Origin of the sequence: Synechococcus sp. C9, assembly GCF_022984075.1 — a bacterium.
GTDB lineage: Bacteria > Cyanobacteriota > Cyanobacteriia > Gloeomargaritales > Gloeomargaritaceae > Gloeomargarita.
The window spans coordinates 1,282,363-1,301,881 of record NZ_JALAAD010000001.1; the positions used below are offsets into that span (position 1 = coordinate 1,282,363).

Sequence of the window (19,519 nt, forward strand, 5' to 3'; positions counted from 1 at the left end):
AGGGTTATGCCTGACCCAATGCCCTAAATTTTGGGCATGACCAAGATAGCACTCCCGGCACCACCTGACCAGAGGGATTCGATGCGCTCAACCCAGGACTGGATTTCCTCAGGATGGCAATCTCGGAGGGTGATGTGCCCGAGTTTGCGCCCCGGTCGGGATTGGGTTTTGCCGTACCAGTACACCTTGCCCCATTGCGCCAGCTGTTGCCGTTGAGCTAAATACTCACAGGTGGCGGTTTCATAGCCCAGTAGGTTGACCATCAAGGCACCGGGGGTGGTCAGGGCGGTACTGCCTAAGGATTGCCCGGTGATGGCTCGTAAATGCTGGTGAAATTGGGAAGTGACGCAGGCATCCAGGGTGTAGTGACCGGAGTTGTGGGTGCGGGGGGCGATTTCATTAAGCAGTATCTTGTCATCACCATTGCCTTCCCTGAGATAAAACCATTCCGTCGCCAAAATCCCCTGGTAGTCCAGGGCGGTGAGCAGGGTGTGGGTGTGCTGTTGGAGTTGCTGGCTGACCGCATCGGGGAGGGGGGCGGGGGCATAGACCCACCGGCAAACCTGGTTGACTTGGTGGGTGCGGCTGACGGGGTAGGCGGCAATAGTGCCCTGGCAGTCCCGGGCGGCGACGAGTGCCAATTCCTGCTCAAACGGCACATAGGCTTCAGCCAAAACGGTGGGAACAGCCCATTCCTGCCACAGGGCGGTTAACTCTGCCGGGGTGCGAATGATCCGGGTACCCAAACCGTCATAACCGTGGCGGCGGGCTTTCACGACCAGGGGTAGGGTGGGTGGGGGGTCACCCTGGGACAGAAGCCAAAATTCCGGTTGGGGGATGCCCAAATCCCGGACATAACAGCGTTGATCGTATTTATCCAAAAGGGGGGCAAGGCTGGCTAAATTGGGGCGAAACATGACCCCAGGGCGGGCAGAGCGGGCAAGTAATTCCCAGTTGATAAATTCATTTTCAAAAGTAATCAGGTCGCATTTTTGCATCAGTTGGGCAAGACCTGACGGGTCATCCAGGGGCGCAATCACCTGCCCAGCACTGAGGGAAACGGCGGCATCCTGGGGGTCGGGGGTTTGTACCCACAAAGTAATTCCCAAATCCTGAGCCGCCTGTGCCAACATCCACGCCAGTTGTCCCCCGCCCAAAACGCCTACGGTCGGATTCACAGCCTATTTCCGCCCAAAATCCGCTGGGATTTGCCCCCAACGACGGGTGTCCCACTTCAACAGGGGGTTGGGGTAGGGGTGGGTGCGGAGCCAGCGTTCGGCGGCACGAATTTCCGCACCTAAGGGGGTGTTCTCTAACGCCAAATTGGTACGGCATTGGCGTTTTTGCACCCAACCCAGGGCGATCTGGGAGTCGGAATAGATTGGCCAATCACAGCCCCGTGCCGCACACCATTGCAATGCGGTGACAATCGCCAGAAATTCAGCGATGTTGTTGGTTCCCAGGGGATAGGGGCCCCGGTGAAAAATTTCTACCCCGCTCTCGGTGAGCACACCCCGGTATTCCATCACCCCCGGATTGCCGGAGCAGGCTCCATCCACGGCGTAACTTTGGCGCACATAGTCCGTTTTGCTAGGGGAATCAGGCATGGGTAAATCGCCGCCATTTTCGTAAAAAGCTCGGTCGGCGGTCGCCTGGTCGGGATAGCTTTTGTACTGCGCCCCGCTAAAGCCCCGCACCTGTGCCCAACAGTCATCCCAAGTACGATAAACACCGGGTTTACGTCCCCGCCACACCACATAGGCTTTGCTACGGGTCATGATGCCTCCAAAAATGGGGCGAGCAAGGGGCGGAGTTCCGGTTCATGGACGTACATATAGCGGACGGTAGCCCGCAAACGGGGTAATTCCGAGGGGGGAGCCGTGCGAAATAGTTGCGTCAAAGTGGGCGCATCCCATGCCCGTTGCCCCGTGAGTAGTTGGGTGAATGTTTGTTCAAAGTAATGCTTTTGTTTGGCATTGGAACGGTGGAATTGTGGCCAGAGGATCAATCCCCCCAGGGCAAAGGCACCTGCCCCCGCCATTGCACCGGGTAAAGTGTTGCCGGTTTCCAGCCAAACGCCTGTCCCCAAAATGGCTCCCAGTCCTACGGTCAACCCCCATGTCCGGTAGTCCGGGGATAAAGGCCGCCACCAGGGAGCAACCAGAGCCACGACCAACCCCAGTTCAATCACCGTTTCTACATTCCCCATCAACCCGTGTAACACAGTTTTTGTGCGCTCATTGACCGGTAAACCTTAGATAATTAACGGTTTATCCTTGGGATACCGCTATCAATTGGCAATTATAGGACACCCGCAGAATCATTTGCTCCGTTGGCATCGGTGGCGAAATCCCCAATGTGCAAAATTACATGAAAATACCTATCGGTTTGCCAGGGGAGAATGACTGTTTTAAGCCTATGTTAAACTGTTCTTTAGTGTCTCACGTTTGTCGTGGTGAGCCTTAGGGTTCCCTGCAATTGGAAACGGAAAAGCAACTAAAAATGCCGCAAATACTGCAACGGATTCCCCTCGGTGGGGTGGGTTTGGTGATTGGTTCCATCTTAACGGTGATCGGTTTTGGGGCTTACTTTGCCGATATGCCGACTTTGAATTTGGCTGGTTTCTTTTACGGGATTCCCCTCCTGCTGGGGGGATTGGCCCTGAAAGCGGCGGAATTGCCCCCGGTACCCTGGCGGCAACCCACACCCCCGGAGGTGATGGCGCACCGGACGCAGGCCACCCCGACCCAAAATCAAATCCGCCAGGAGGTCACCCGCTACCGTTACGGGGAAAAAGTGCATTTGGGTGCGGCCCTAGAACGGCTGAAATTAGGGGAGACGGATGAGGAATGGCCGGTTTTGGTGGGTATCCATGAGGAATTGCGGGATAACCATTACACCTTGGTATTGACCTTCGATTCCCCGGATGTGCCCTGGACGATGTGGCAAGAAAAGGTAGAGAAATTAACCAATTTTTTTGGCCCCGATATTCAAATTGCCCTCCATCAACCCCAGGAGGAAATGGTGGAATTGGCCTTACTGAGTACCCGTTAATTTATAGCAATTTTCAGGAATTGATGTGAATCACAAAGTTACTACGCCACCCAGACGGTTAGAACCAGAACCGGGCGATGCCCTGCGACCCTTTACTCTCTGAGTATCAAATTTTTACCCATAATTCAAGTACGATTGCCGTATATCGCCCTATCAAATCGCTGACCCACCCATTACCATTGGACCCGTGGGGGCATCCGTCATGTCTGGCTCTTGGGTAATGGCTAGGGTTTGTACGTTCGGGGCATTGGGCATAAAGCGAGGATTGGCCCAGCGAATCACCCCACTCTCGTTGGGAATGAATTTACCGCAGGCGATTTTTTTCCCATCCTTGGTGATCGCCCACAGGACATAGACCTGATCCTTGGGGGGTTTGGGGAGTTTTTGGTTAAACACCACCAGCACTTCCCCTTGCCCCGTCAGCACCCGGGCAGTCGCTCCTTTGGCCGTATCCCTGCCCGTCAGGGTGGCCATCTGGGTGTCCCGGTTTTGCAAGGCCGCCACCACTTCCCGTTGTACCTGCAATTCCCGCTGGGCGAGGCGCAGCTGCTGACCGTTGAACCAACCCCAGGCCCCCAGTCCACAACTCCCTACCACCCCCGCCGCCGCTATCCCCCACAACCAAGGCCGGGGACGGGCCGGGGCGGTGGCGAGAATTTTCTGTTTGAGGGGAGGGGGAGGTGCCACGGCTTCGCAACCATAGGCCAAACTATGCCAAGCGGTATTTAATGCGGTTAATTCCTGCGCCAAAGCCGGGTCGGTGGCCATTTGGGTTTCCCACACCTCCCATTCCTGCGCCGATAGGTCTTGGAGAACCAGACCAGCCAATAATTCTTCCGTGGGGTCGTTCATAGGCATGGGATAGGTCTATATCTGATCCTGCAACAATTTGCGGAGTTTTAACAGGACGGTACGGGTACGGGTTTTCACCGTGCCTAGGGGTAGATTTAATTGTTCAGCAATCTGGGCTTGGGTCAACCCCTGGTAGTAAGCCAGTTCCAGCAGATGACGTTGCTCCGCCTCCAGTTGGGACAACGCCGCCTGTACCCGCTCCTGCCGTTCCTGTACACTCACCTGTTCCCACAACCCCCCTGCCACCGGCATCCATTCCCCAGCCCCCCACCGCTGAGCCAACCGCAGGCGAGCTTGGCGCATCCGCAGCCGGTCAATGCCCCGGGAACGGGTCAGGGTAGTGAGATAGGTCGCCACAGAACCCCGCTGGGGGTTGTAGCCCCCCTTGTGCCACAGGGTCGTAAACACTTCTTGGGTCAAATCCTCCGCCTCCTGGGGTTGTTGCAAAACTCGCAATGCTAAGGAATACACCAGGGTACCGTAGCGTTCGTAGAGCAGAGCCATTGCCCGGGATTGACCCTGCTGAATGCCCTGGAACAATTCCTGGTCGGTGCTGCGGGGGGAAAAAAAATTCATACCCTCCAGTGTACCCCCCGGACTTGCCCCTACAGTTTGGCGAACCCAAAAGTGGCGTTAAATTGCCGACACCAAACCGCTACGGATTGATACCGACTCACATCCACATTAGCGGGAATGGCATAGCGTTGTTGTCCTTGGGTCTTTTGCAATTTCCCCAAAGTCACATAATCCTCGGCTTTCAACCCACCAATCGGCACCGTTGCTTGGCGGTACAAAATCACCTGCAAATCGGGACCCGCATCGGTTTTGAATTTTTGGTCAAATTCGACAAAGGTTTTGCCGCCTGCGGTGACAATTTTCGCCGTGCCCTGGGTGGGATGTTCCGCTTTCACAAACATACCTTGGCGCAGGGCTTGGGCAAACCCCGGGGCAACCCACACCGGCGCACCCGCCAGGGAGACAAACATCGCCCCACCCACCCACCAACGTCCTAAATTGCCAAAATTCATGACCATTGACTCCTAAGATAAGGGGGATCAAATTCACCAATTGAACGTAGGCATAAACCCACACAAATTGTTGAATCTATCACTAATTACGAACCCAAATCCGGGATGGATTCGGTCGGGGCAAAAATCTGCCAACTCACCCCCACAAACCCCAGGATATAGACCCCAATAGCGATGGCGGCAAAGGCGGCTAAGGTTGCCCAAATCGGATGCCCGCCCTTGGTTTTTTTGCCCTGCCGGGTTTCCATCTGCTCCACATCCAACCAAGGGGTCGCCCCCCACCGCAACCACCCCTGCACCGCCACCGGCTTGCCAATCAACCGCAGGGGATGGCGACTGCCCAACCACAGATGCCGTAAATAACTGGGGGACGGTTGGTAATGCAGGGGAATCGTGCCCTTGCGGGTTGCCAGCCACAAATCCTGCCCCAGGGCATTATCCCAACTCAACCGCCCCAACAACTGCCCCTGCCAATACTGGGGTTGCCCATAGGCTGGGGAATGCGCCCCCACCGTCACCGCCTGTACCACCTCCGGTTCCGCCTCCGGGCGAGTGCGGGGCAGATCGGGATAAAAGAAATTCACCCGCACCAAGGTTCCACACCCCCAGCCAAACCAAGCCAACGCCACCGCCACCCACCGATCCGGCTGGGACAAAAACCACCCCATCAACAGCCCGACGAACCACCCCACCAACCAGCCCGCCCCCAACCCCAACCAGGGTGCCAGATACAGGGCGTGCTGTTGCCAGGGCAAGGGTTCCCGCGGGGGGATCGTCACCTCCGGCGGTATCTTCCAGTCCTGCGCCAACCGCATCAGATGACCCAACCGAGTGGTCACATCCGCCTGCGCCAGGGATAAATTCAACCAAGGCCAGCGGGGACGCAACACCTGCTCCCAGGGCACCTCCGGCGGCAGTGTCCCCAAAAAGACCCCCCAACGGGGATGTACCGGCAGGAGCAATTCCCACAGGTTGTAGAGATGCGGCAGACCGCCCTTTTCCTGCAAAACCGCCGCCGTCCCCACATTCAATTTCAAAATGGCCCGGGCGAGGGCATTCGGGTCAGGGGTAATGAGCATCGCCCGCCGGTCAGCATAGCAGGTAAATACCCGGGCAAATCCCAACCCCCCCCACCGCCACAATCCCCACCACCCATAAAAGAGCCAAGACAGGGTGCCCGTCAGCCAACTCACCCGCCGCCAGCGTTCCCCCAGCCGAGCCAGATGCAGATAAATTAAGTAAGGAATGTGGTGTAACAAGGTTAACCCCGACAGCAAGCCCAGCCCCAAAAATATTGCCGTCCGTCCCAGGGGCAAACGCACCAACAACCGCCGACTCAACTCCTGCGCCACCAATGCCACCAACTCCCGGTCATCCAGGGCAGACTCCGCCCCCGCCGTGATCACCAACCAATGGGCCCGGGGCAACCAACCAAAACTCCATACCAGGGGTGCCGGATGTTCCAAATACCAGAGTTTAATCGGCGGCCAGCGGCGGTCGGTGCTAAATTTTTCCAGCAATCGGGCGGTTTCCGGGAACCGTTCCCCCAATTCCGCCAGGGTCAACGCCCGTCCCGTTCCCAACCGTTTCACGCTCCAGCCCAGTACCCAAGGAGCCGTCGTGAAACACAACCAGAGCAAACCCACCGTGATCCCCACCGGCGGTTGCACCCAGCTAAAGTAACGCAGGGTTAAAAAGAGAATTTGACTGCCCGCCTGCCCCACCCAATAAAAACTGGTCAAGACCAAAAGATAGACCAAAGCCAACGTGCCCAAACCCAACAACCACAAGGGCCAAGTGGCAGGGCGTTGGAGTTGCGTCCATTTTTGCGGCCGGGGAGCATTGCGCCAAGCACGCTGAACCGGCACCTGCGGATCGGGTAATTGCGGGGTGGTACCGGGAGAACCTTCTGGCGCAGGCACTTCAGGATTTAATCCAGGCGGCGGCGCAGATGACTCTATGGACGGGCTATCTAACTCTGATGAAATAGGGGCTATTTCTACCGGATTAGTTTCTGCGGCGGGGGAATGATTGCTTAAATCGGGGGAATGATCTTCTAATTCTGCCGAGGAAGCCAATGCTTCTGGCGAGTTAATTTCCGGTACGGGTAAATCATTAGTTAATTCTGTGGGCTTAACGCATCCTTCTGTTAAATCATTTTTTTGTATTGGTAAATTATCTTCTAATTCTGGCAAGTTATCAGATACGCTCAAGGGATTAGCTTCTAATTCAGAAAGATGAGCAGATGCCGTCCAAGGGTTTGTTTCTGATTCCGCTAATGAATCCCGTGAGCCAACCGACTCTAACCCTGATGGTGGTGCCGACGATGGTTCTGGGGCAGGCGTTTCCCCCCCATTGGCTGGCGGTAGGTTGGTTGACCGTTGGTCTGCGTCCCCCATACGTTCCCCCAGGGCAAGATAATCAAGATAATCAACATAATTAGAATGTAATCTTAAAAGGTGATGGTCAAGTAGGGTTCGTGGAAACGGGCACTGGTAATCTTCTGCCCTTGCCATTGGCTTGGTAGGGTAATATTCCGCCGCTGGTCCCCCGCCTCAACCGTTAAGCCGGGGCCATACTGGGTGAGTTTAACCTGGGATTTCTGAAATCCGGGTAAAAACAACTGAATTTGTTTGGCTTCCAAGTCCAAGGTCATCGGGGCGGGCACCGGAGCCAAATGGTCAAAATCCAACAAATGCTCCCCCGTCCCCACCGGCAAGGGCGCAAAGCGATCCCCCAAGGTCGCCGGTTCCCCCTCGGTCAACAACACCCCCTGCACCCGTACATCCACCTGCTGGGCACTCCCCCACCACCAGCGAGCCATCTGCACGTCAAACTTGTGACCATTGGTGACCAAATAGGCGCACAGGGCTTGGGGGTCATTGACCAAATCTTGCCCCTGGCGGAACAAATTTTCTAGGAATTCCTTGGGTTGCTCCAGGCTTTGGTTTTCCCAACCACTGGTGAACATCGCCCCCACCAAAGGCGTGACAAAGGGGGAAACATTGCGGCTAAATTCCGAAGCGACCAACACCTGGGTAAACCGCCGGTAATACCAGTCCGCCAGGGTGGGCACCCCCATCATCCGCAGGGTTTCCCGGTCGCTGGCACCGTCGTATAAAATCACATCGTACTGCTCATCCTGGCGATAACTCCGCAGGGCATTCAGGGTCAATAAACTATCCAAACCCGGAAAGACGCTCAATTCCTGCCCATACACGTCCCGGAAAAAGGGGGATTTCACATAGCGGGCTTCCAGAGCCTTGAGTTCTTCCCAGAGTTGCTCAAGTAGGACGATGGCTTGGAGTTGTACCGCTTTGATCCCTGGACTCACTTCCTGGGGTTGCGGGGTTAAGGGGGTTTCCAGTTCCCGATCCAGGTGGGGGTTGGGGCAATGGGTGACGACCAGCACCCGTCTTTGCCGTTGGGCGAACCAGCGAGCCACCCCGGCGACGATGCCTGCCCGCTGCCCCGCTTGCCCCAGCCAGGTGATGATGCGCGCCATCAGTTCAGCTTAAAGGCGGGTTCCAATTCTTCGGGGAAAAACCAGGTTTGGCTTTGGTCATTGAAACGCACGATCAGCCCAATTCCCTTGCCATCCACCACCCGCATATCACTCACCACGCCGACTTGACCCAGTTTTTTGCTGATTTCAGAGCCGACCCGGTCTTTCAAACAGCACACCCGCACTTGCTGACCGACATACATTTCTGCCGCCATACGCCTTTATCCTAGGGAACCAATGCCCAGTTTAGCGGGTTTGGGGGCAAGTTTGTTACATTGAGGATGCTTTTGTGCCAAACATCCATGAGCAACCCACCGACTCGCCTGCTGTTTGTCTGCATGGGCAATATCTGCCGTTCCCCGGCGGCGGAGGGGATCATGAACCATTTACTCCGGCAAGAGAATCTGCAGGAACAATACGTTTGCGATTCGGCGGGGACGATTGGCTATCACCGGGGCAGTCCCCCGGACGAGCGGATGCAGTTGGCGGCGAAAAAACGGGGCATTCGCCTCACCGGGCGGGCACGGCAATTTGAGCGGGCGGACTTTGCCAATTTTGACCTGATTTTAACGATGGACCGGCAAAACTATTGGGATGTCCTGGCGCTGGACGGGCAGAACCAATACGGGCATAAGGTGAAAATGATGTGCGAATTTTGCCGCACCTATCCCTACAAAGAAGTCCCTGACCCCTACTACGGCGGGGCGGAGGGGTTTGAATTGGTCTTGGATTTGCTCACGGATGCCTGCAGCGGGCTGTTGGCTGATTTGCGCCAGGGTAAAGTTCCCTAGGTGGTGTATTCGGCGTTAATGCGGACATAGTCATAGCTCAGGTCACAGCCCCAGGCGTAGCCCACCCCTGGTCCGTCCCCCACCTGCACCTGGATCACCACCGGGTCGGAATGCAGATAGTTTTTCCCCGCCTCCCGGTCAAAGGGCAGGGGTTGTCCCGCCCGCATCAGGGGAATCGGTCCCAGGTCAATCGCCAGGTCATCCGGGTTAAAGGGCACTCCCGCCCGTCCTGCCGCCGCCGCAATCCGCCCCCAGTTGGGGTCCCGCCCAAAGACCGCCGATTTGACCAACAGGGAGCCGCTGATGGTGCGGGCAAGGGTTCGGGCGGCTTGATCCGTATCCGTACCCCGCACCTGCACTTCAATCAAACAGGTGGCTCCCTCCCCGTCCCGGGCGACTTTTTTGGCGAGTTGGATACAGGCTTCCGTCACCATCGCCCTCAGAGTGGGCACCCTGGGGTCATCTGCCCGGATGACCGTTCCCCCCGCCGCCCCATTCGCCAAAGCCAACAGCATATCATTGGTGCTGGTGTCCCCGTCCACGGTGATTTGGTTAAAACTGACCGCCACCGCCTCTTGGAGCAGCTTTCGCCACAGACCCGCCTCCACCGGGGCATCACAGGTGACAAAAGCCAACAGGGTCGCCATATTGGGGTGGATCATCCCGGAACCCTTGGCGATGCCCCCAACCCGGATGGGTGGCTGGAGGTCGGTACTTTCCAGGGCAATGGTTTTGGTCACCAAATCCGTGGTGAGAATCCCTTGGGCGGCTAAATCCCCCCCCTCCCGGGTGGTCACGGCCAGCAGGTCAGGAATTGCCCCCACCAGTTTATCCATCGGGATCAACCGGCCAATCACCCCGGTCGAAGCCACCAAGACTTGATTGGGCGCAATCCCCAGGGCCTCCGCAAAGGCGGTTGCGGTGGTACAAGCGTCCTGCCACCCCTGATGACCGGTAGCGGCATTGGCCTGCCCGGCGTTACAGACAATGGCGTGAACCGGTTGGCCGGTCTGGAGTTGTTGCTGGCAGTAGGTGACACAGGCCGCCCGCAGTTGGGAAGTGGTCAAGGCCCCGGCGGCGACCGCAGGCTGTTCCGAGTAAATCAAGGTCAAATCCAAGGCCCCGGAAGGTTTTAACCCCGCCCGCACTGCCCCCGCCCGATAGCCCTGGGGAGCCGTGACCCCACCGGGAATTTCTCGCCACATGAACGGCACCTTTTTACGCAGTTGATTTTCATAATATACAGCAATGCCATTTGAATTGTGAGTAAAAATTGGTACAGAGACCCTGTGGAGACAATTAAAAAAATTCCTATTTAGACAGTCAAAAATTACAGGTTATTGCCCCCTTTGCGGTTTGAATAACCCTAGGGATTCTCTGGTGGAATTTCACTAATAAATTTATCGCTTTATGGCTCCTAACCTCCCCCGAGGGCTTGGGTGAGGACATAGATGGCTCCCACTAAAATCGCCCCGCCCGCCCACCGCATGGTCGCTGGTGGACAGTAGCGCCGGATCAGTTGCCCCGCCAATAGCCCCAAACCATTCAACCCCAAGGTGGCGAGGGCAAACCCCAGTCCATAACTCCACCCGGAGACATCCCCAGGCATTTCGGTGCCGTGGGCATAACCGTGAAAGAGTGCCAAAAATCCCACCAACGGGGCACTGGCATACAGGGGCAAACGGGTACCCAGCAGGACCAACACCCCAAAAATCACATCCGAAGCGATAATCGCCGGTTCCACACCGGGTAAGGGCACCCCCACCATCCCCCCGATGGCTCCCAGGGTCATCACGCCCACAAATGCCAGGGGCACCACCCACAGGGCCCTGCCCCCCAGTTGCGTCGCCCATAGCCCCACCGCCACCATCGCCAGCAGATGGTCCAAGCCCCCCAGGGGATGTTCCACCCCATGCCAAAAGCCGTGGGTGACCCCGGCCTGCACGTGGGCCAGACTAGGGGGAGCCACCAGGAACAGCCAAGTGAGGCAAAATAACCAGCCAAAAGAGTACCGATTCCGCATGGGATGACCGCAGACCAATAGGAAAACCTGTTTGATTGTAGCCCTAACTGTCCACCAATGCTTCCAGTTTCCGGCGGTCCGGCAGGTAAAAATGCTCCGCATCCGGGCGGGTGAGCAGTCCTTCCTGTTCCAGTTTTTTCAGTACCCGGGTGACGGTTTCCCGGGTGAGGCCGCAGAGACTGCCGAGTTCCCGGTGGGGCAAATTGGGGATCAGGACGCCGCCTTGTTGCACCTGCCCTTGCCCCTCGGCCAAAAACAGCAATACATCGGCTAACCGGGCACTGCTTTCCGACTCCCGCACCTGCAAGCGGCGGTTTAACTGCTGAATCCGTTTGACCAGCAACTGGGCCAGCCGAAAGCCCACCTGGGGTTCGGTGCTGATCAAATCCCGAAAGTCCTGCGCCGGTATGCCCCCGACGGTCACGGAGGTGAGGGTCACCACATCGCTGGAACGGGGCGAGGATTCCAGGCTGGCCATTTCCCCAAAGAGATTCCCCGGCCCCAGGATATTCAGGGTAATGTCCCGGCCTTCCCGGTTGTGGGTGACGATTTTCACCCAGCCCTGCATGAGTAAATACACACAGTCCCCCCAGTCCTGTTCCAGAAGCAGGGTGGACCCCGCCGGGTGGTGCCGCAGTACTAGCCGTTGGCTCGCCCGGTTTTGGATCGGGGTCGGTAGCCCATGAAACAGGAGGGTGGAGTTGAGAAATTCCGTCAGGGTCGGCGGGGGCATCGGCTCCGGGGATGAGGCTGTTAGGGTTTATCGGTATTTACCCATTGTCGGAGAAATCTGGCTCCCTGCCCAGGGGTAAAGTCACCAAATCTGCTAGAATGCACCGTAACCTGAGCCATCACTGTCACAAGGGGGCGGATTGTGGGTTTATTCAGTCGCTTTTCACGGGATATGGGGATTGACCTGGGCACGGCCAATACGCTGGTCTATGTGTCCGGTCGGGGGGTGGTCCTCCAGGAACCCTCGGTGGTGGCCATTGACCAGGATTTGAAGGTGCCCCTGGCGGTGGGGGAGGATGCCAAACGGATGTTGGGGCGGACCCCGGGGAATGTGGTGGCGGTGCGTCCCCTGCGGGATGGGGTGATTGCGGATTTTGACACGGCGGAATTGATGTTGAAGCATTTTATCCGGCAGGTGCATGGGGGGCGTTCCCTGGCCCAACCCCGGATTGTGATCGGCATTCCCAGTGGGGTGACGGGGGTGGAACGGCGGGCGGTGATTGATGCGGCCATGCGGGCCGGTGCCCGGAAGGTGGATTTGATTGATGAACCGGTGGCGGCGGCGATTGGGGCGGGTCTGCCGGTGGATCAGCCGATTGGGAACATGATTGTGGATATTGGCGGGGGCACTACGGAGGTGGCGGTCTTGAGTTTGCAGGGGGTGGTGCTGAGCGAGTCGGTGCGGGTAGCGGGGGATGAACTCAGCGAGGCGATCATGACCTACATGAAAAAGGTGCACAACCTGGTAATCGGGGAACGGACGGCGGAGGATATTAAAATTGATGCCGGTTCAGCCTACCCGGTGGGGAACGATGACCAGTTGGTGGAGGTGCGGGGGTTGCATTTGCTCTCTGGGTTGCCCCGCACGGTGACGATCAAAGCCCCGGAGGTGCGGGAAAGTATGGCGGAACCCCTGGCGGTGATTGTGGATGCGGTGAAGCGGACCTTGGAGCGCACGCCCCCGGAATTGGCCGCTGATATTGTGGACCGGGGGATTATGCTGGCGGGGGGAGGTGCCCTACTGCGGGGGCTGGACACCCTGATTAGCCATGAAACCGGGATTGTGGTGCATATTGCCCCGGAACCCCTGAATTGTGTGGTGTTGGGAACCGGTAAGGCCTTGGAAACCGCCCGGGGGTTAGACCGGGTGTTCAGCAGTCGTTCCGGTTAGGGAACAATCGGTGTAGGATGAGGGCAGTTGGCGTGCGGTGCAATGACCCGGTTTGAACTCCTCCGGCGGTGGTGGCAACGTTATACCTCGCAAATTCTCGGTGGGGTGGGGGTCGTGTCATTGGCGGTGTATTTACAAACCACCCAAGCCTGGGTACTGCGGGAACTGTATCGGGGGTTACAGGGGGGGCGGGTGCCGGATACCCGTTTGGCGGACAGCCGTCTGCAGGAGTTGGAAACCCAGGTGCAGGAATTGCAAATCCAAAACCGCCAGCTTCAGCAGTTATTGAATTATCAGCAAAAAATGCCCTTGGCAACGGTGGCGACGACGGTGCTGGGGCGCAGTGCCGGGCATTGGTGGCATCAGATTTGGGTGGGGGAAGGCAGTGCCAAGGGGATTACGCCGGGGTCGGTGGTGTTGGCGCCGGGGGGCTTGGTGGGACGGGTGTTGGATGTCACGCCCCATACCAGTCGCGTGTTGTTGGTCACGGACCCCAGCAGCAAGGTGGGGGTGATGGTCAACCGTTCCCGGGCGATGGGGATTTTGGTGGGGCAGGGGACGGGGCAGACGGTGTTGGAATTCTTTGATAAAAATCCCGATGTGAAACCGGGGGATAGGATTGTCACTTCCCCGTTTAGCACGATTTTCCCGGCGGGGATTGCGGTGGGACAGATTGAGAGTATTGATTGGCGTGCCATGCCTGCGCCCCAGGCGACGGTGCAACTCTATGCCCCGGTGGAGCGGTTGGAATGGGTGTTATTGCATAGTTATGGTGCGAAACCGGCTCTCCTCGCTCCCTAGTCTGGGGGGGGTACTGGCTACCGTCCTGTCGGCATTGGCATCCCTGGCGCTTTTGCCCCTGCGGTTACCGGGGATGGAATTGGCGGGGATTGCCCCGGACTGGCCGCTCATCTGGGTGGTGGCCTGGAGTGTGAAACGTACGGCCTGGCAGGGCTTAATCGCCGGGGTGTCCCTGGGCATTTTGCAGGATGCGCTGGTGAGTCCGGGGGTGGGTTGGTGGCCGTCCCATGCCTTGGGGTTGGGGGTGGCGGGGGCGTTGACGGCACTGTTGCAAAAAGACCGGCTGATTCAAGAGGATTTTATCTCAGTCGCTCTCATTGTCTTTGCGATGGCGGCCATTAGTGAAACCTTGATGGCTCTGCAATGGAGTGTGCTGGGGCACCGTGCCCTGGGGCAAATTTGGTTGGATCACCAGCGGTTAACCCTGGCATCGGCGATTTTGAGCAGTCTGTGGGCGCCTTTGGTGTATGTGCCCTTGAGTCGGTTGTGGCCGGAGGATTAAAGCCCTTTTTCTAAAACGGTCTGGATTTCATCCCGTTTGGTTGTCCAACTGTCCGCCCAACTGGTGACCGGATAGGCCAAGGTGAGGATGCCGTATTCAAAACTGGGGTTGGTGTAGGTGCTTTCGCCCCGGATGACAACTTTTTTTAAGCCTTCCTTGAGGGCTTCTTTGCCCAAATCGTCGATACAAATTCCCTTAAATGCTTCGATGAGGGGACGAAAAAACACCTTGGGTAAATTTTCTTCGTACTGTTCTGAGTAGCCTTCCGATACGGCCATAATTGTATCCCAGTCCACAACCACCGGCACATCAAAACCCGCCGCCGCATCCATTTCCGCCTTGAGTTTGGGGTATTTGTTTTCTTGAAATGCCTTAATTGCCCGCCGTTCGGTCAAACCCATTGTATTGCTCCCTTGCGCCATATCGCCCTGTATCATAACTGATTTGCCCATACCCTGACCATGTGCTGACGAATTGAGATATGGCAATTTTACTTAATTAACGAATAGAAATTCCCCAGAACCCAATGCGGGGCGGTGCCCGGCGACCCCTGTTCCTATAACAAAAACGTGGCGTAGCAATTTTTTATGGTGCGAATAAAACAGAGATGCGTTCTCAAAAAATGCGATAAGTTAGAAAATTAAACCTCAGCAACAATGGGAATGGAACTGCGACCAACCACTGCCAAAGTCCGGTCAGCCCTCATCAATATCTGGCGATGGGAATTGTCCGGGGCGGTGTTTCTGGATTTGTGTACGGGGACGGGGGCGGTGGCATTGGCGGCTCGGCAGGCGGGGGCACGTTTGGTGGTGGCGGTGGATGCGTCTGCCAAGGCGATTCGGCAATTGGTCGTTCATGCCAACCGGGAGGATTTCTACGTTCTGCGGGGCACCCTGCCGGGCTGTTTGGCGGGCTTAAAAACGAAGTTTGATCTCATTTACTTTGACCCCCCCTACGCCAGTGGGTTGTACCTGCCGGTGTTGACGGGAATTGTGCAACACGAATTGCTGGCAAATGATGGGGAATTGGCGGTCGAACATCACACCCAGTCACCCCTGCCGGAGCAACATTTAAGTTTAATTCGCACCCGCCAAAAAAACTATGGCGATACGGTTTTGAGTTTTTATCAACTGGTGCATTAACCCTTTAGAACTGCCAGGGAGCAATCCATAGGCACCTCCTTTGGGAATACTCACGCCACATCTACAAGGGACTTCAGACCCAGAATCCAAAGAATTTTGCCTTCAATAAGTTCCAATTCCCGCTTATGGGCAATCGGCTCCGTTTCCAAACGTTTATAGACTTGGGTGAGATGCTCCAATTCCGCAACGGCATTTTTTACGGAATCTTCCTCTAAATATAAATCCGCTAACGCCGCATCCAAGTCACATACCGTCGAAATTTCTGGGCTGGCTCCATCAATCACCACTGACCGCAACCGCCCCCGATACTTACTCAAAATCTTGCGGATGATGTATTTGCCAAACACGGATAAGCTGTTCATGTTTTTGACCTCCACTATTCCAACTCCTTACGAAAGTATTAAAGGATTTTCCCACAAAAAAATCTCTCCTAGAGCTTACAGAACGTGCATTTACCGGAGTAAAAACCCTCGGTTTTGCAAGCCATTTGCCCCAGCCCAAAGAGATTTTTTATTGGTCAATGCCCTAATTTTAGATAAATTTAATGTTTGTTGGGCAAGGGATTTTACAAAGGTTTACAAAAATTTTAAGGTTCATTTTGTGGGACATTTTGTGCTGAATGATCATGTTTGTTGATAGGGCGAATAAGTAACCCAAATGGGGGATTGCGGGGAGCAGAAATGGGAATTAACTCTGTTCCCCGGCCGTGGTTCATCGAGTCCTAACTGCCCACCATTTCCGCAGTAATGTCCACAATTGGACGCACCAGGGCAAACTCCTGCGGGGTTAACCGTTCTTTCAGAACTTCCCCCATAATTCCATAGAATTGGCTACCGGATTCCTGGTGGAAGCAGTGGGCGATGGTTTGGAACCAACAGAGAGTACGTTGCTTGTAGGCGGTAATATCCCCGGTGAGCAGGGTAGCGGCAATGTAGCGCAACATATCAATGTAATCCCGGCGGCAAATTTTGGCCATATCTGGCTTGTTTTTGTAAACAAAGTTGGGATAACGCATCAGAAACCGGCGTTCCATTTCCTGCAAAATTTCCGCTTCGGCAGCCTTGATTTTCCCGTAGGCACTGAACCGTTGGCGCATTTCCGCCAGATAGGTGTGGACGGGTTGCCATTCCTCCGGGGTGACATACCGACCGTCGGCCTTGAGGGTGAGTTGGTTGAGTTCGCTAAGCATGGGAGTTCTCCTAAATGGTATGGGTCAAACGCATCACAAACTGACTTCGTGGGATTGTTTCAGGTATTCGCTGACCTGAATCCGGGTGTCTTGCAGTTGGTTGACAATGGAGCGGGTGATCAGCTTGCCGGTTTCCACCAACACCTCCCCGGTAATGGGATGCACCAGGTCTTGTTCGGTGCGGCGACCAATCAGGGCTTCCACATCCGCCATCACGTCCACATACATCCCCTGGGGCACCTGCACGATGACCCCGTTCCCCTGGACTTTGGTTTGGCACGCCAGACGGGAGTTGGCTTTGGCGGTGGCGACCATGGCGAGGGTGCGTTCTTCCCGGCGGTTTTTGGGGCTGAGTTGGCCCATGCCGCTTTGGATATAAATGTGGCAGGTGGCACACATCCCCCGCCGCCCACATTCCTGCAAAACGTGCAGGCCATTGTCAACCAAAGCCTCGATCAGGGATTGCCCATCCTGTAAATTGGCCGTCACGCCGATGGGTTCCAAACGCACTGCCCAGGTCATGGCATTCCTCTAATTGCGGAGTCGTTGGAGAATGGTGGCCGCATCCATGCCGCTTTGCACCCAATCCATGACGGGTTGCAACTGTTCCGGTAAGCCGATGAGAAACTGGTTGCTCCCCTGCCCCTGGGAAATGCAGGCGATTTGGACGCATTGCACCTCCCGCCCGGTCAACTGGCGGAACAACACCTCCAGTAAACCCACCTCCACGTAGGCAGAGGGCTGACCTGAACCGCTCTGGGGTTGCACCCAGGGGGAATTCTGGTTTTGCACCAGGATCAACCCCCGCTGGCTGTAGCTCCAATCCAGGTGTAATTGCCCCCACCCATGCACCTGCCAGCACCGGATCAGGCAGTACACCAACTCCTGCATGGTCAATTCCGCTAGGGGTTTGCCGTAGTATTCCGCCAATTCCTCCGACAAGCGGGCAAACAAATGCTGTCCCCAGTGCCGCCCACAGCTTTGCAACACCAAAGGGGTGGCCTTGCCCACTTCCTGCTCCAAACTCCGGTAAATTCCCTGCACCAGGTGTTCCGGGATGGCCAGCAGGCGATTGCCCCGGCGGTTGCTCAGGGTGCCCAGTTCCGCATCCCCCTGCACATAGGCTCCTGGCGCAAAGTAGTCCGTTGGCACCGGCTGATTCAGCAGTGTGTCTAAATTCATTACCAGCCTCCTGTAAATTATTAAGGACTTAAGGACGACTCAAACACCGTTGCGCCTGCTCCCAGTAAGGAGCCAACAACGGCCAGCCCTGACTGCCCAGGACGGTTTTCAATTGGGCTTGCAACAGTTGCCCCAGGGTCGTGTGCAAGGGACTGTGCGGCCGGGCCTGCAACCACTGCCCCACCCGGTGGTCGAAAAACTCCGGGTCATCCAACACCATCGCCAGAGCCGCCCCCCGCAAGGCTCCCACCCAATCCCGCAGAGCCGATTCTGCCGCCGCCTCATCCGCATGGGGCATCTGCCGGGTCACCGGGCGAAAAATCTGCGCCTCCTGGGTACGCAACTGGTCATACACCTTCAGGCGGTTGGTCATGGCGTGAAACTGTTGCCACAACTGCTGTTGTTCCGCCGCTTCCAGATACCGTTGCTCCGCCGTATTCAACAAATTCAACATGGTTCCATTCATGGCCCTACTCCTGTCCCCAACAACTGTTCATCCATTCCTCCAGGGTCGGCACCGCCACCGTTACCCCCGCATCCGCCACCACCGCCACGCCGCCCCAAGGCCACTGCCCCCAAAACTGCGCCACCGGCAAGGTCAGGTCTAAATGCCACGCCCCTTTGCCATTCTGTTGCGCCGCCGCAGGACGACCCTGCCAGGGGAACCGCTCGAAAAATACCCGCACGGTCTGATTTAAGTCGTAGCCCATACCGCCTGCCCCCCTGCGAGTTTCTGCTCAATGTCCCGCACGCTCAAACCCTGGCTGACCCACTGGTTCACCTGCTGGATCACCGGCGCTTTGCCCACCACAAACCGGCAGTAGGTCGCTCCCATCGAATAGCATTGGATTTCCGCACATTCCAACGTCCGTTGCACCAGATGGCTCAAAAAGCCCGCAAACAACCCCGCATACAAATGGCACACGGGTTTGCCTACCACCCCCAGGGTGCGCGCAATCGCCGAATCAAAGATGTTCACCAGCAAAATATTCTGCTTTTGTAAGGACAAATCCACCTCCCAACGCCCCCAACCCTGGGCGGTAAACGGCCACCACCAGGTTTCCAACAAAAACAATAAATTAGACTGGCGCACGGAACGCTGAAACTCCGCCGTAAACCACTGGTCAAAGGCGTGCCCATCAAAGGTGCCCCACTGGCGACCAATCTGGTACATCACCACCGGGGCGGCTTCCCCCACCTCCTCCGTCAAACCGTCGAGTAAACCCGTGATCAGGTCTTCGCTGGCAAAAAAATTCACTGCTCCATTCCAATCCGTCACCTTCCCCTGGGCTAAATCCCAATGGAAAAAGGTGGTGAGATCGTAATGGTTGTGCTTGTTATCCTTTGGTGCCACCGGGGTTGGCGTGGGGTTCTCCAACCAATCGGCTGTGGTTAATACCGTTCCCTTTCCTGGCATTCCTGGCATGACCCTTCCCTCTATTTCCTAATGGGATAGACGCAATAAAAGTTATGGGAACCAATTCCCCAAATGGAATACACCTGCGTGTTAACCCGCCCACAGGCATCCCTTTTGTAACCCCCAGATT

The 19,519-nt window shown here is 56.5% G+C and carries 27 protein-coding genes; 7 read left to right on the forward strand and 20 right to left on the reverse strand.

Annotated features, from left to right (window positions below; all coding sequences use genetic code 11):
* Positions 1-23: 23 nt before the first annotated feature.
* The 3 genes from MLD66_RS06375 to MLD66_RS06385 are packed head-to-tail and all read right to left on the reverse strand — an operon-like array spanning position 24 to position 2,209.
* Entirely contained in the window at positions 24-1,178 is a 1,155-nt protein-coding gene (locus MLD66_RS06375; RefSeq protein WP_247216144.1) for a 5-(carboxyamino)imidazole ribonucleotide synthase, read from the reverse strand.
* 3 nt (positions 1,179-1,181) lie between these two features.
* Complete coding sequence (locus MLD66_RS06380; protein WP_247216145.1) at positions 1,182-1,778, reverse strand: ribonuclease H family protein; 597 nt, start codon at positions 1,776-1,778, stop codon at positions 1,182-1,184.
* Positions 1,775-2,209, reverse strand: coding sequence for a hypothetical protein (locus tag MLD66_RS06385; protein WP_247216147.1), 435 nt, complete (start codon positions 2,207-2,209; stop codon positions 1,775-1,777). The genes MLD66_RS06380 and MLD66_RS06385 overlap by 4 nt, the downstream gene beginning before the upstream one ends.
* A gap of 302 nt (positions 2,210-2,511) precedes the next feature.
* On the opposite strand from MLD66_RS06385, the gene MLD66_RS06390 reads away from it, so the two are divergent.
* Positions 2,512-3,054 carry a DUF2854 domain-containing protein gene (locus tag MLD66_RS06390; RefSeq protein ID WP_247219006.1) on the forward strand — a complete coding sequence of 181 codons (543 nt, stop codon included), beginning with the start codon at positions 2,512-2,514 and terminating at the stop codon, positions 3,052-3,054.
* A 153-nt stretch (positions 3,055-3,207) separates the two neighbouring features.
* On the opposite strand, the gene MLD66_RS06395 is transcribed toward MLD66_RS06390, so the two are convergent.
* The 4 genes from MLD66_RS06395 to MLD66_RS06410 form a co-directional block, all read right to left on the reverse strand.
* A complete protein-coding gene (locus tag MLD66_RS06395; RefSeq protein WP_247216149.1) occupies positions 3,208-3,906 on the reverse strand; it encodes an anti-sigma factor in 699 nt (232 codons plus the stop codon).
* Positions 3,907-3,921: 15 nt separating this feature from the next.
* A complete protein-coding gene (locus tag MLD66_RS06400) occupies positions 3,922-4,482 on the reverse strand; it encodes a sigma-70 family RNA polymerase sigma factor (protein WP_247216151.1) in 561 nt (186 codons plus the stop codon).
* A 29-nt stretch (positions 4,483-4,511) separates the two neighbouring features.
* Complete coding sequence (locus MLD66_RS06405) at positions 4,512-4,940, reverse strand: DM13 domain-containing protein (protein WP_247216153.1); 429 nt, start codon at positions 4,938-4,940, stop codon at positions 4,512-4,514.
* Between the two features lie 80 nt (positions 4,941-5,020).
* Entirely contained in the window at positions 5,021-7,129 is a 2,109-nt protein-coding gene (locus MLD66_RS06410) for a hypothetical protein (protein ID WP_247216155.1), read from the reverse strand.
* Between the two features lie 83 nt (positions 7,130-7,212).
* Between MLD66_RS06410 and MLD66_RS06415 the strand changes: the two genes are divergently transcribed.
* Positions 7,213-7,377, forward strand: coding sequence for a hypothetical protein (locus tag MLD66_RS06415; RefSeq protein ID WP_247216157.1), 165 nt, complete (start codon positions 7,213-7,215; stop codon positions 7,375-7,377).
* 9 nt (positions 7,378-7,386) lie between these two features.
* Here MLD66_RS06415 and MLD66_RS06420 read toward each other — a convergent pair whose 3' ends face one another.
* Both MLD66_RS06420 and MLD66_RS06425 read right to left on the reverse strand, forming a co-directional pair.
* Positions 7,387-8,439 (reverse strand): ArsA family ATPase, encoded by a 1,053-nt coding sequence (locus tag MLD66_RS06420; protein WP_247216160.1) that lies wholly within the window; start codon positions 8,437-8,439, stop codon positions 7,387-7,389.
* The gene (locus MLD66_RS06425) at positions 8,439-8,654 is read right to left on the reverse strand and encodes a DUF2862 domain-containing protein (RefSeq protein ID WP_247216162.1); all 216 of its coding nucleotides are present in this window, start codon (positions 8,652-8,654) and stop codon (positions 8,439-8,441) included. The genes MLD66_RS06420 and MLD66_RS06425 overlap by 1 nt, the downstream gene beginning before the upstream one ends.
* Positions 8,655-8,741: 87 nt before the next feature.
* On the opposite strand from MLD66_RS06425, the gene MLD66_RS06430 reads away from it, so the two are divergent.
* Positions 8,742-9,230, forward strand: coding sequence for a low molecular weight protein-tyrosine-phosphatase (locus tag MLD66_RS06430; RefSeq protein WP_247216164.1), 489 nt, complete (start codon positions 8,742-8,744; stop codon positions 9,228-9,230).
* On the opposite strand, the gene argJ is transcribed toward MLD66_RS06430, so the two are convergent.
* The 3 genes from argJ to MLD66_RS06445 all read right to left on the reverse strand — a co-directional run bounded on the left by argJ (position 9,227) and on the right by MLD66_RS06445 (position 11,986).
* Positions 9,227-10,435, reverse strand: a complete 1,209-nt coding sequence (gene argJ, locus MLD66_RS06435; RefSeq protein ID WP_247216166.1) for a bifunctional ornithine acetyltransferase/N-acetylglutamate synthase — start codon at positions 10,433-10,435, stop codon at positions 9,227-9,229. The genes MLD66_RS06430 and argJ overlap by 4 nt on opposite strands.
* Before the next feature lie 212 nt (positions 10,436-10,647).
* Positions 10,648-11,253 carry a HupE/UreJ family protein gene (locus MLD66_RS06440; RefSeq protein ID WP_247216168.1) on the reverse strand — a complete coding sequence of 202 codons (606 nt, stop codon included), beginning with the start codon at positions 11,251-11,253 and terminating at the stop codon, positions 10,648-10,650.
* Positions 11,254-11,296: 43 nt separating this feature from the next.
* Positions 11,297-11,986 carry a Crp/Fnr family transcriptional regulator gene (locus MLD66_RS06445; RefSeq protein ID WP_247216170.1) on the reverse strand — a complete coding sequence of 230 codons (690 nt, stop codon included), beginning with the start codon at positions 11,984-11,986 and terminating at the stop codon, positions 11,297-11,299.
* A 141-nt stretch (positions 11,987-12,127) separates the two neighbouring features.
* On the opposite strand from MLD66_RS06445, the gene MLD66_RS06450 reads away from it, so the two are divergent.
* Genes MLD66_RS06450 through mreD form a run of 3 tightly spaced genes read left to right on the forward strand, consistent with a single transcriptional unit; the run spans position 12,128 to position 14,459 of the window.
* Complete coding sequence (locus tag MLD66_RS06450; RefSeq protein WP_339396936.1) at positions 12,128-13,156, forward strand: rod shape-determining protein; 1,029 nt, start codon at positions 12,128-12,130, stop codon at positions 13,154-13,156.
* Positions 13,157-13,198: 42 nt separating this feature from the next.
* A complete protein-coding gene (mreC, locus tag MLD66_RS06455; protein ID WP_247216172.1) occupies positions 13,199-13,957 on the forward strand; it encodes a rod shape-determining protein MreC in 759 nt (252 codons plus the stop codon).
* A complete protein-coding gene (gene mreD / locus MLD66_RS06460) occupies positions 13,926-14,459 on the forward strand; it encodes a rod shape-determining protein MreD (RefSeq protein WP_247216174.1) in 534 nt (177 codons plus the stop codon). Before mreC ends, mreD begins: the two co-directional genes overlap by 32 nt.
* Here the strand turns inward: mreD and MLD66_RS06465 are convergent.
* Positions 14,456-14,896, reverse strand: coding sequence for a hypothetical protein (locus MLD66_RS06465; RefSeq protein ID WP_247216176.1), 441 nt, complete (start codon positions 14,894-14,896; stop codon positions 14,456-14,458). The genes mreD and MLD66_RS06465 overlap by 4 nt on opposite strands.
* A 225-nt stretch (positions 14,897-15,121) precedes the next feature.
* On the opposite strand from MLD66_RS06465, the gene MLD66_RS06470 reads away from it, so the two are divergent.
* The gene (locus MLD66_RS06470; protein WP_247216179.1) at positions 15,122-15,601 is read left to right on the forward strand and encodes an RsmD family RNA methyltransferase; all 480 of its coding nucleotides are present in this window, start codon (positions 15,122-15,124) and stop codon (positions 15,599-15,601) included.
* A 50-nt stretch (positions 15,602-15,651) separates the two neighbouring features.
* On the opposite strand, the gene MLD66_RS06475 is transcribed toward MLD66_RS06470, so the two are convergent.
* The 7 genes from MLD66_RS06475 to MLD66_RS06505 form a co-directional block, all read right to left on the reverse strand.
* The gene (locus tag MLD66_RS06475; RefSeq protein WP_247216181.1) at positions 15,652-15,963 is read right to left on the reverse strand and encodes a hypothetical protein; all 312 of its coding nucleotides are present in this window, start codon (positions 15,961-15,963) and stop codon (positions 15,652-15,654) included.
* 359 nt (positions 15,964-16,322) lie between these two features.
* Positions 16,323-16,790 (reverse strand): phycobilisome protein, encoded by a 468-nt coding sequence (locus MLD66_RS06480; protein ID WP_247216183.1) that lies wholly within the window; start codon positions 16,788-16,790, stop codon positions 16,323-16,325.
* 33 nt (positions 16,791-16,823) lie between these two features.
* Entirely contained in the window at positions 16,824-17,312 is a 489-nt protein-coding gene (locus MLD66_RS06485; protein WP_247216185.1) for a 2Fe-2S iron-sulfur cluster-binding protein, read from the reverse strand.
* A 9-nt stretch (positions 17,313-17,321) separates the two neighbouring features.
* Entirely contained in the window at positions 17,322-17,972 is a 651-nt protein-coding gene (locus MLD66_RS06490; RefSeq protein ID WP_247216187.1) for a 4-vinyl reductase, read from the reverse strand.
* A 28-nt stretch (positions 17,973-18,000) separates the two neighbouring features.
* Positions 18,001-18,438 (reverse strand): hypothetical protein, encoded by a 438-nt coding sequence (locus MLD66_RS06495; RefSeq protein ID WP_247216190.1) that lies wholly within the window; start codon positions 18,436-18,438, stop codon positions 18,001-18,003.
* A gap of 4 nt (positions 18,439-18,442) precedes the next feature.
* A complete protein-coding gene (locus tag MLD66_RS06500) occupies positions 18,443-18,682 on the reverse strand; it encodes a hypothetical protein (protein WP_247216192.1) in 240 nt (79 codons plus the stop codon).
* Positions 18,667-19,398 (reverse strand): V4R domain-containing protein, encoded by a 732-nt coding sequence (locus tag MLD66_RS06505; protein WP_247216194.1) that lies wholly within the window; start codon positions 19,396-19,398, stop codon positions 18,667-18,669. The genes MLD66_RS06500 and MLD66_RS06505 overlap by 16 nt, the downstream gene beginning before the upstream one ends.
* Positions 19,399-19,519 lie beyond the last annotated feature (121 nt).

Coding starts and splice junctions, on each gene's coding strand:
- MLD66_RS06425 (WP_247216162.1), bottom strand. CDS start 8,654: ATGGCGGCAGAAATGTATGTCGGTCAGCAAGTGCGGGTGTGCTGTTTG.
- MLD66_RS06395 (WP_247216149.1), bottom strand. CDS start 3,906: ATGAACGACCCCACGGAAGAATTATTGGCTGGTCTGGTTCTCCAAGAC.
- MLD66_RS06380 (WP_247216145.1), bottom strand. CDS start 1,778: ATGACCCGTAGCAAAGCCTATGTGGTGTGGCGGGGACGTAAACCCGGT.
- MLD66_RS06415 (WP_247216157.1), top strand. CDS start 7,213: ATGAATCCCGTGAGCCAACCGACTCTAACCCTGATGGTGGTGCCGACG.
- MLD66_RS06480 (WP_247216183.1), bottom strand. CDS start 16,790: ATGCTTAGCGAACTCAACCAACTCACCCTCAAGGCCGACGGTCGGTAT.
- MLD66_RS06470 (WP_247216179.1), top strand. CDS start 15,122: ATGGAACTGCGACCAACCACTGCCAAAGTCCGGTCAGCCCTCATCAAT.
- MLD66_RS06475 (WP_247216181.1), bottom strand. CDS start 15,963: ATGAACAGCTTATCCGTGTTTGGCAAATACATCATCCGCAAGATTTTG.
- MLD66_RS06490 (WP_247216187.1), bottom strand. CDS start 17,972: ATGAATTTAGACACACTGCTGAATCAGCCGGTGCCAACGGACTACTTT.
- MLD66_RS06505 (WP_247216194.1), bottom strand. CDS start 19,398: ATGCCAGGAATGCCAGGAAAGGGAACGGTATTAACCACAGCCGATTGG.
- MLD66_RS06385 (WP_247216147.1), bottom strand. CDS start 2,209: ATGGGGAATGTAGAAACGGTGATTGAACTGGGGTTGGTCGTGGCTCTG.
- mreD (WP_247216174.1), top strand. CDS start 13,926: ATGGTGCGAAACCGGCTCTCCTCGCTCCCTAGTCTGGGGGGGGTACTG.
- MLD66_RS06400 (WP_247216151.1), bottom strand. CDS start 4,482: ATGAATTTTTTTTCCCCCCGCAGCACCGACCAGGAATTGTTCCAGGGC.
- MLD66_RS06465 (WP_247216176.1), bottom strand. CDS start 14,896: ATGATACAGGGCGATATGGCGCAAGGGAGCAATACAATGGGTTTGACC.
- MLD66_RS06405 (WP_247216153.1), bottom strand. CDS start 4,940: ATGGTCATGAATTTTGGCAATTTAGGACGTTGGTGGGTGGGTGGGGCG.
- MLD66_RS06495 (WP_247216190.1), bottom strand. CDS start 18,438: ATGAATGGAACCATGTTGAATTTGTTGAATACGGCGGAGCAACGGTAT.
- MLD66_RS06485 (WP_247216185.1), bottom strand. CDS start 17,312: ATGACCTGGGCAGTGCGTTTGGAACCCATCGGCGTGACGGCCAATTTA.
- MLD66_RS06445 (WP_247216170.1), bottom strand. CDS start 11,986: ATGCCCCCGCCGACCCTGACGGAATTTCTCAACTCCACCCTCCTGTTT.
- mreC (WP_247216172.1), top strand. CDS start 13,199: ATGACCCGGTTTGAACTCCTCCGGCGGTGGTGGCAACGTTATACCTCG.
- MLD66_RS06440 (WP_247216168.1), bottom strand. CDS start 11,253: ATGCGGAATCGGTACTCTTTTGGCTGGTTATTTTGCCTCACTTGGCTG.
- MLD66_RS06500 (WP_247216192.1), bottom strand. CDS start 18,682: ATGGGCTACGACTTAAATCAGACCGTGCGGGTATTTTTCGAGCGGTTC.
- MLD66_RS06430 (WP_247216164.1), top strand. CDS start 8,742: ATGAGCAACCCACCGACTCGCCTGCTGTTTGTCTGCATGGGCAATATC.
- argJ (WP_247216166.1), bottom strand. CDS start 10,435: ATGTGGCGAGAAATTCCCGGTGGGGTCACGGCTCCCCAGGGCTATCGG.
- MLD66_RS06420 (WP_247216160.1), bottom strand. CDS start 8,439: ATGGCGCGCATCATCACCTGGCTGGGGCAAGCGGGGCAGCGGGCAGGC.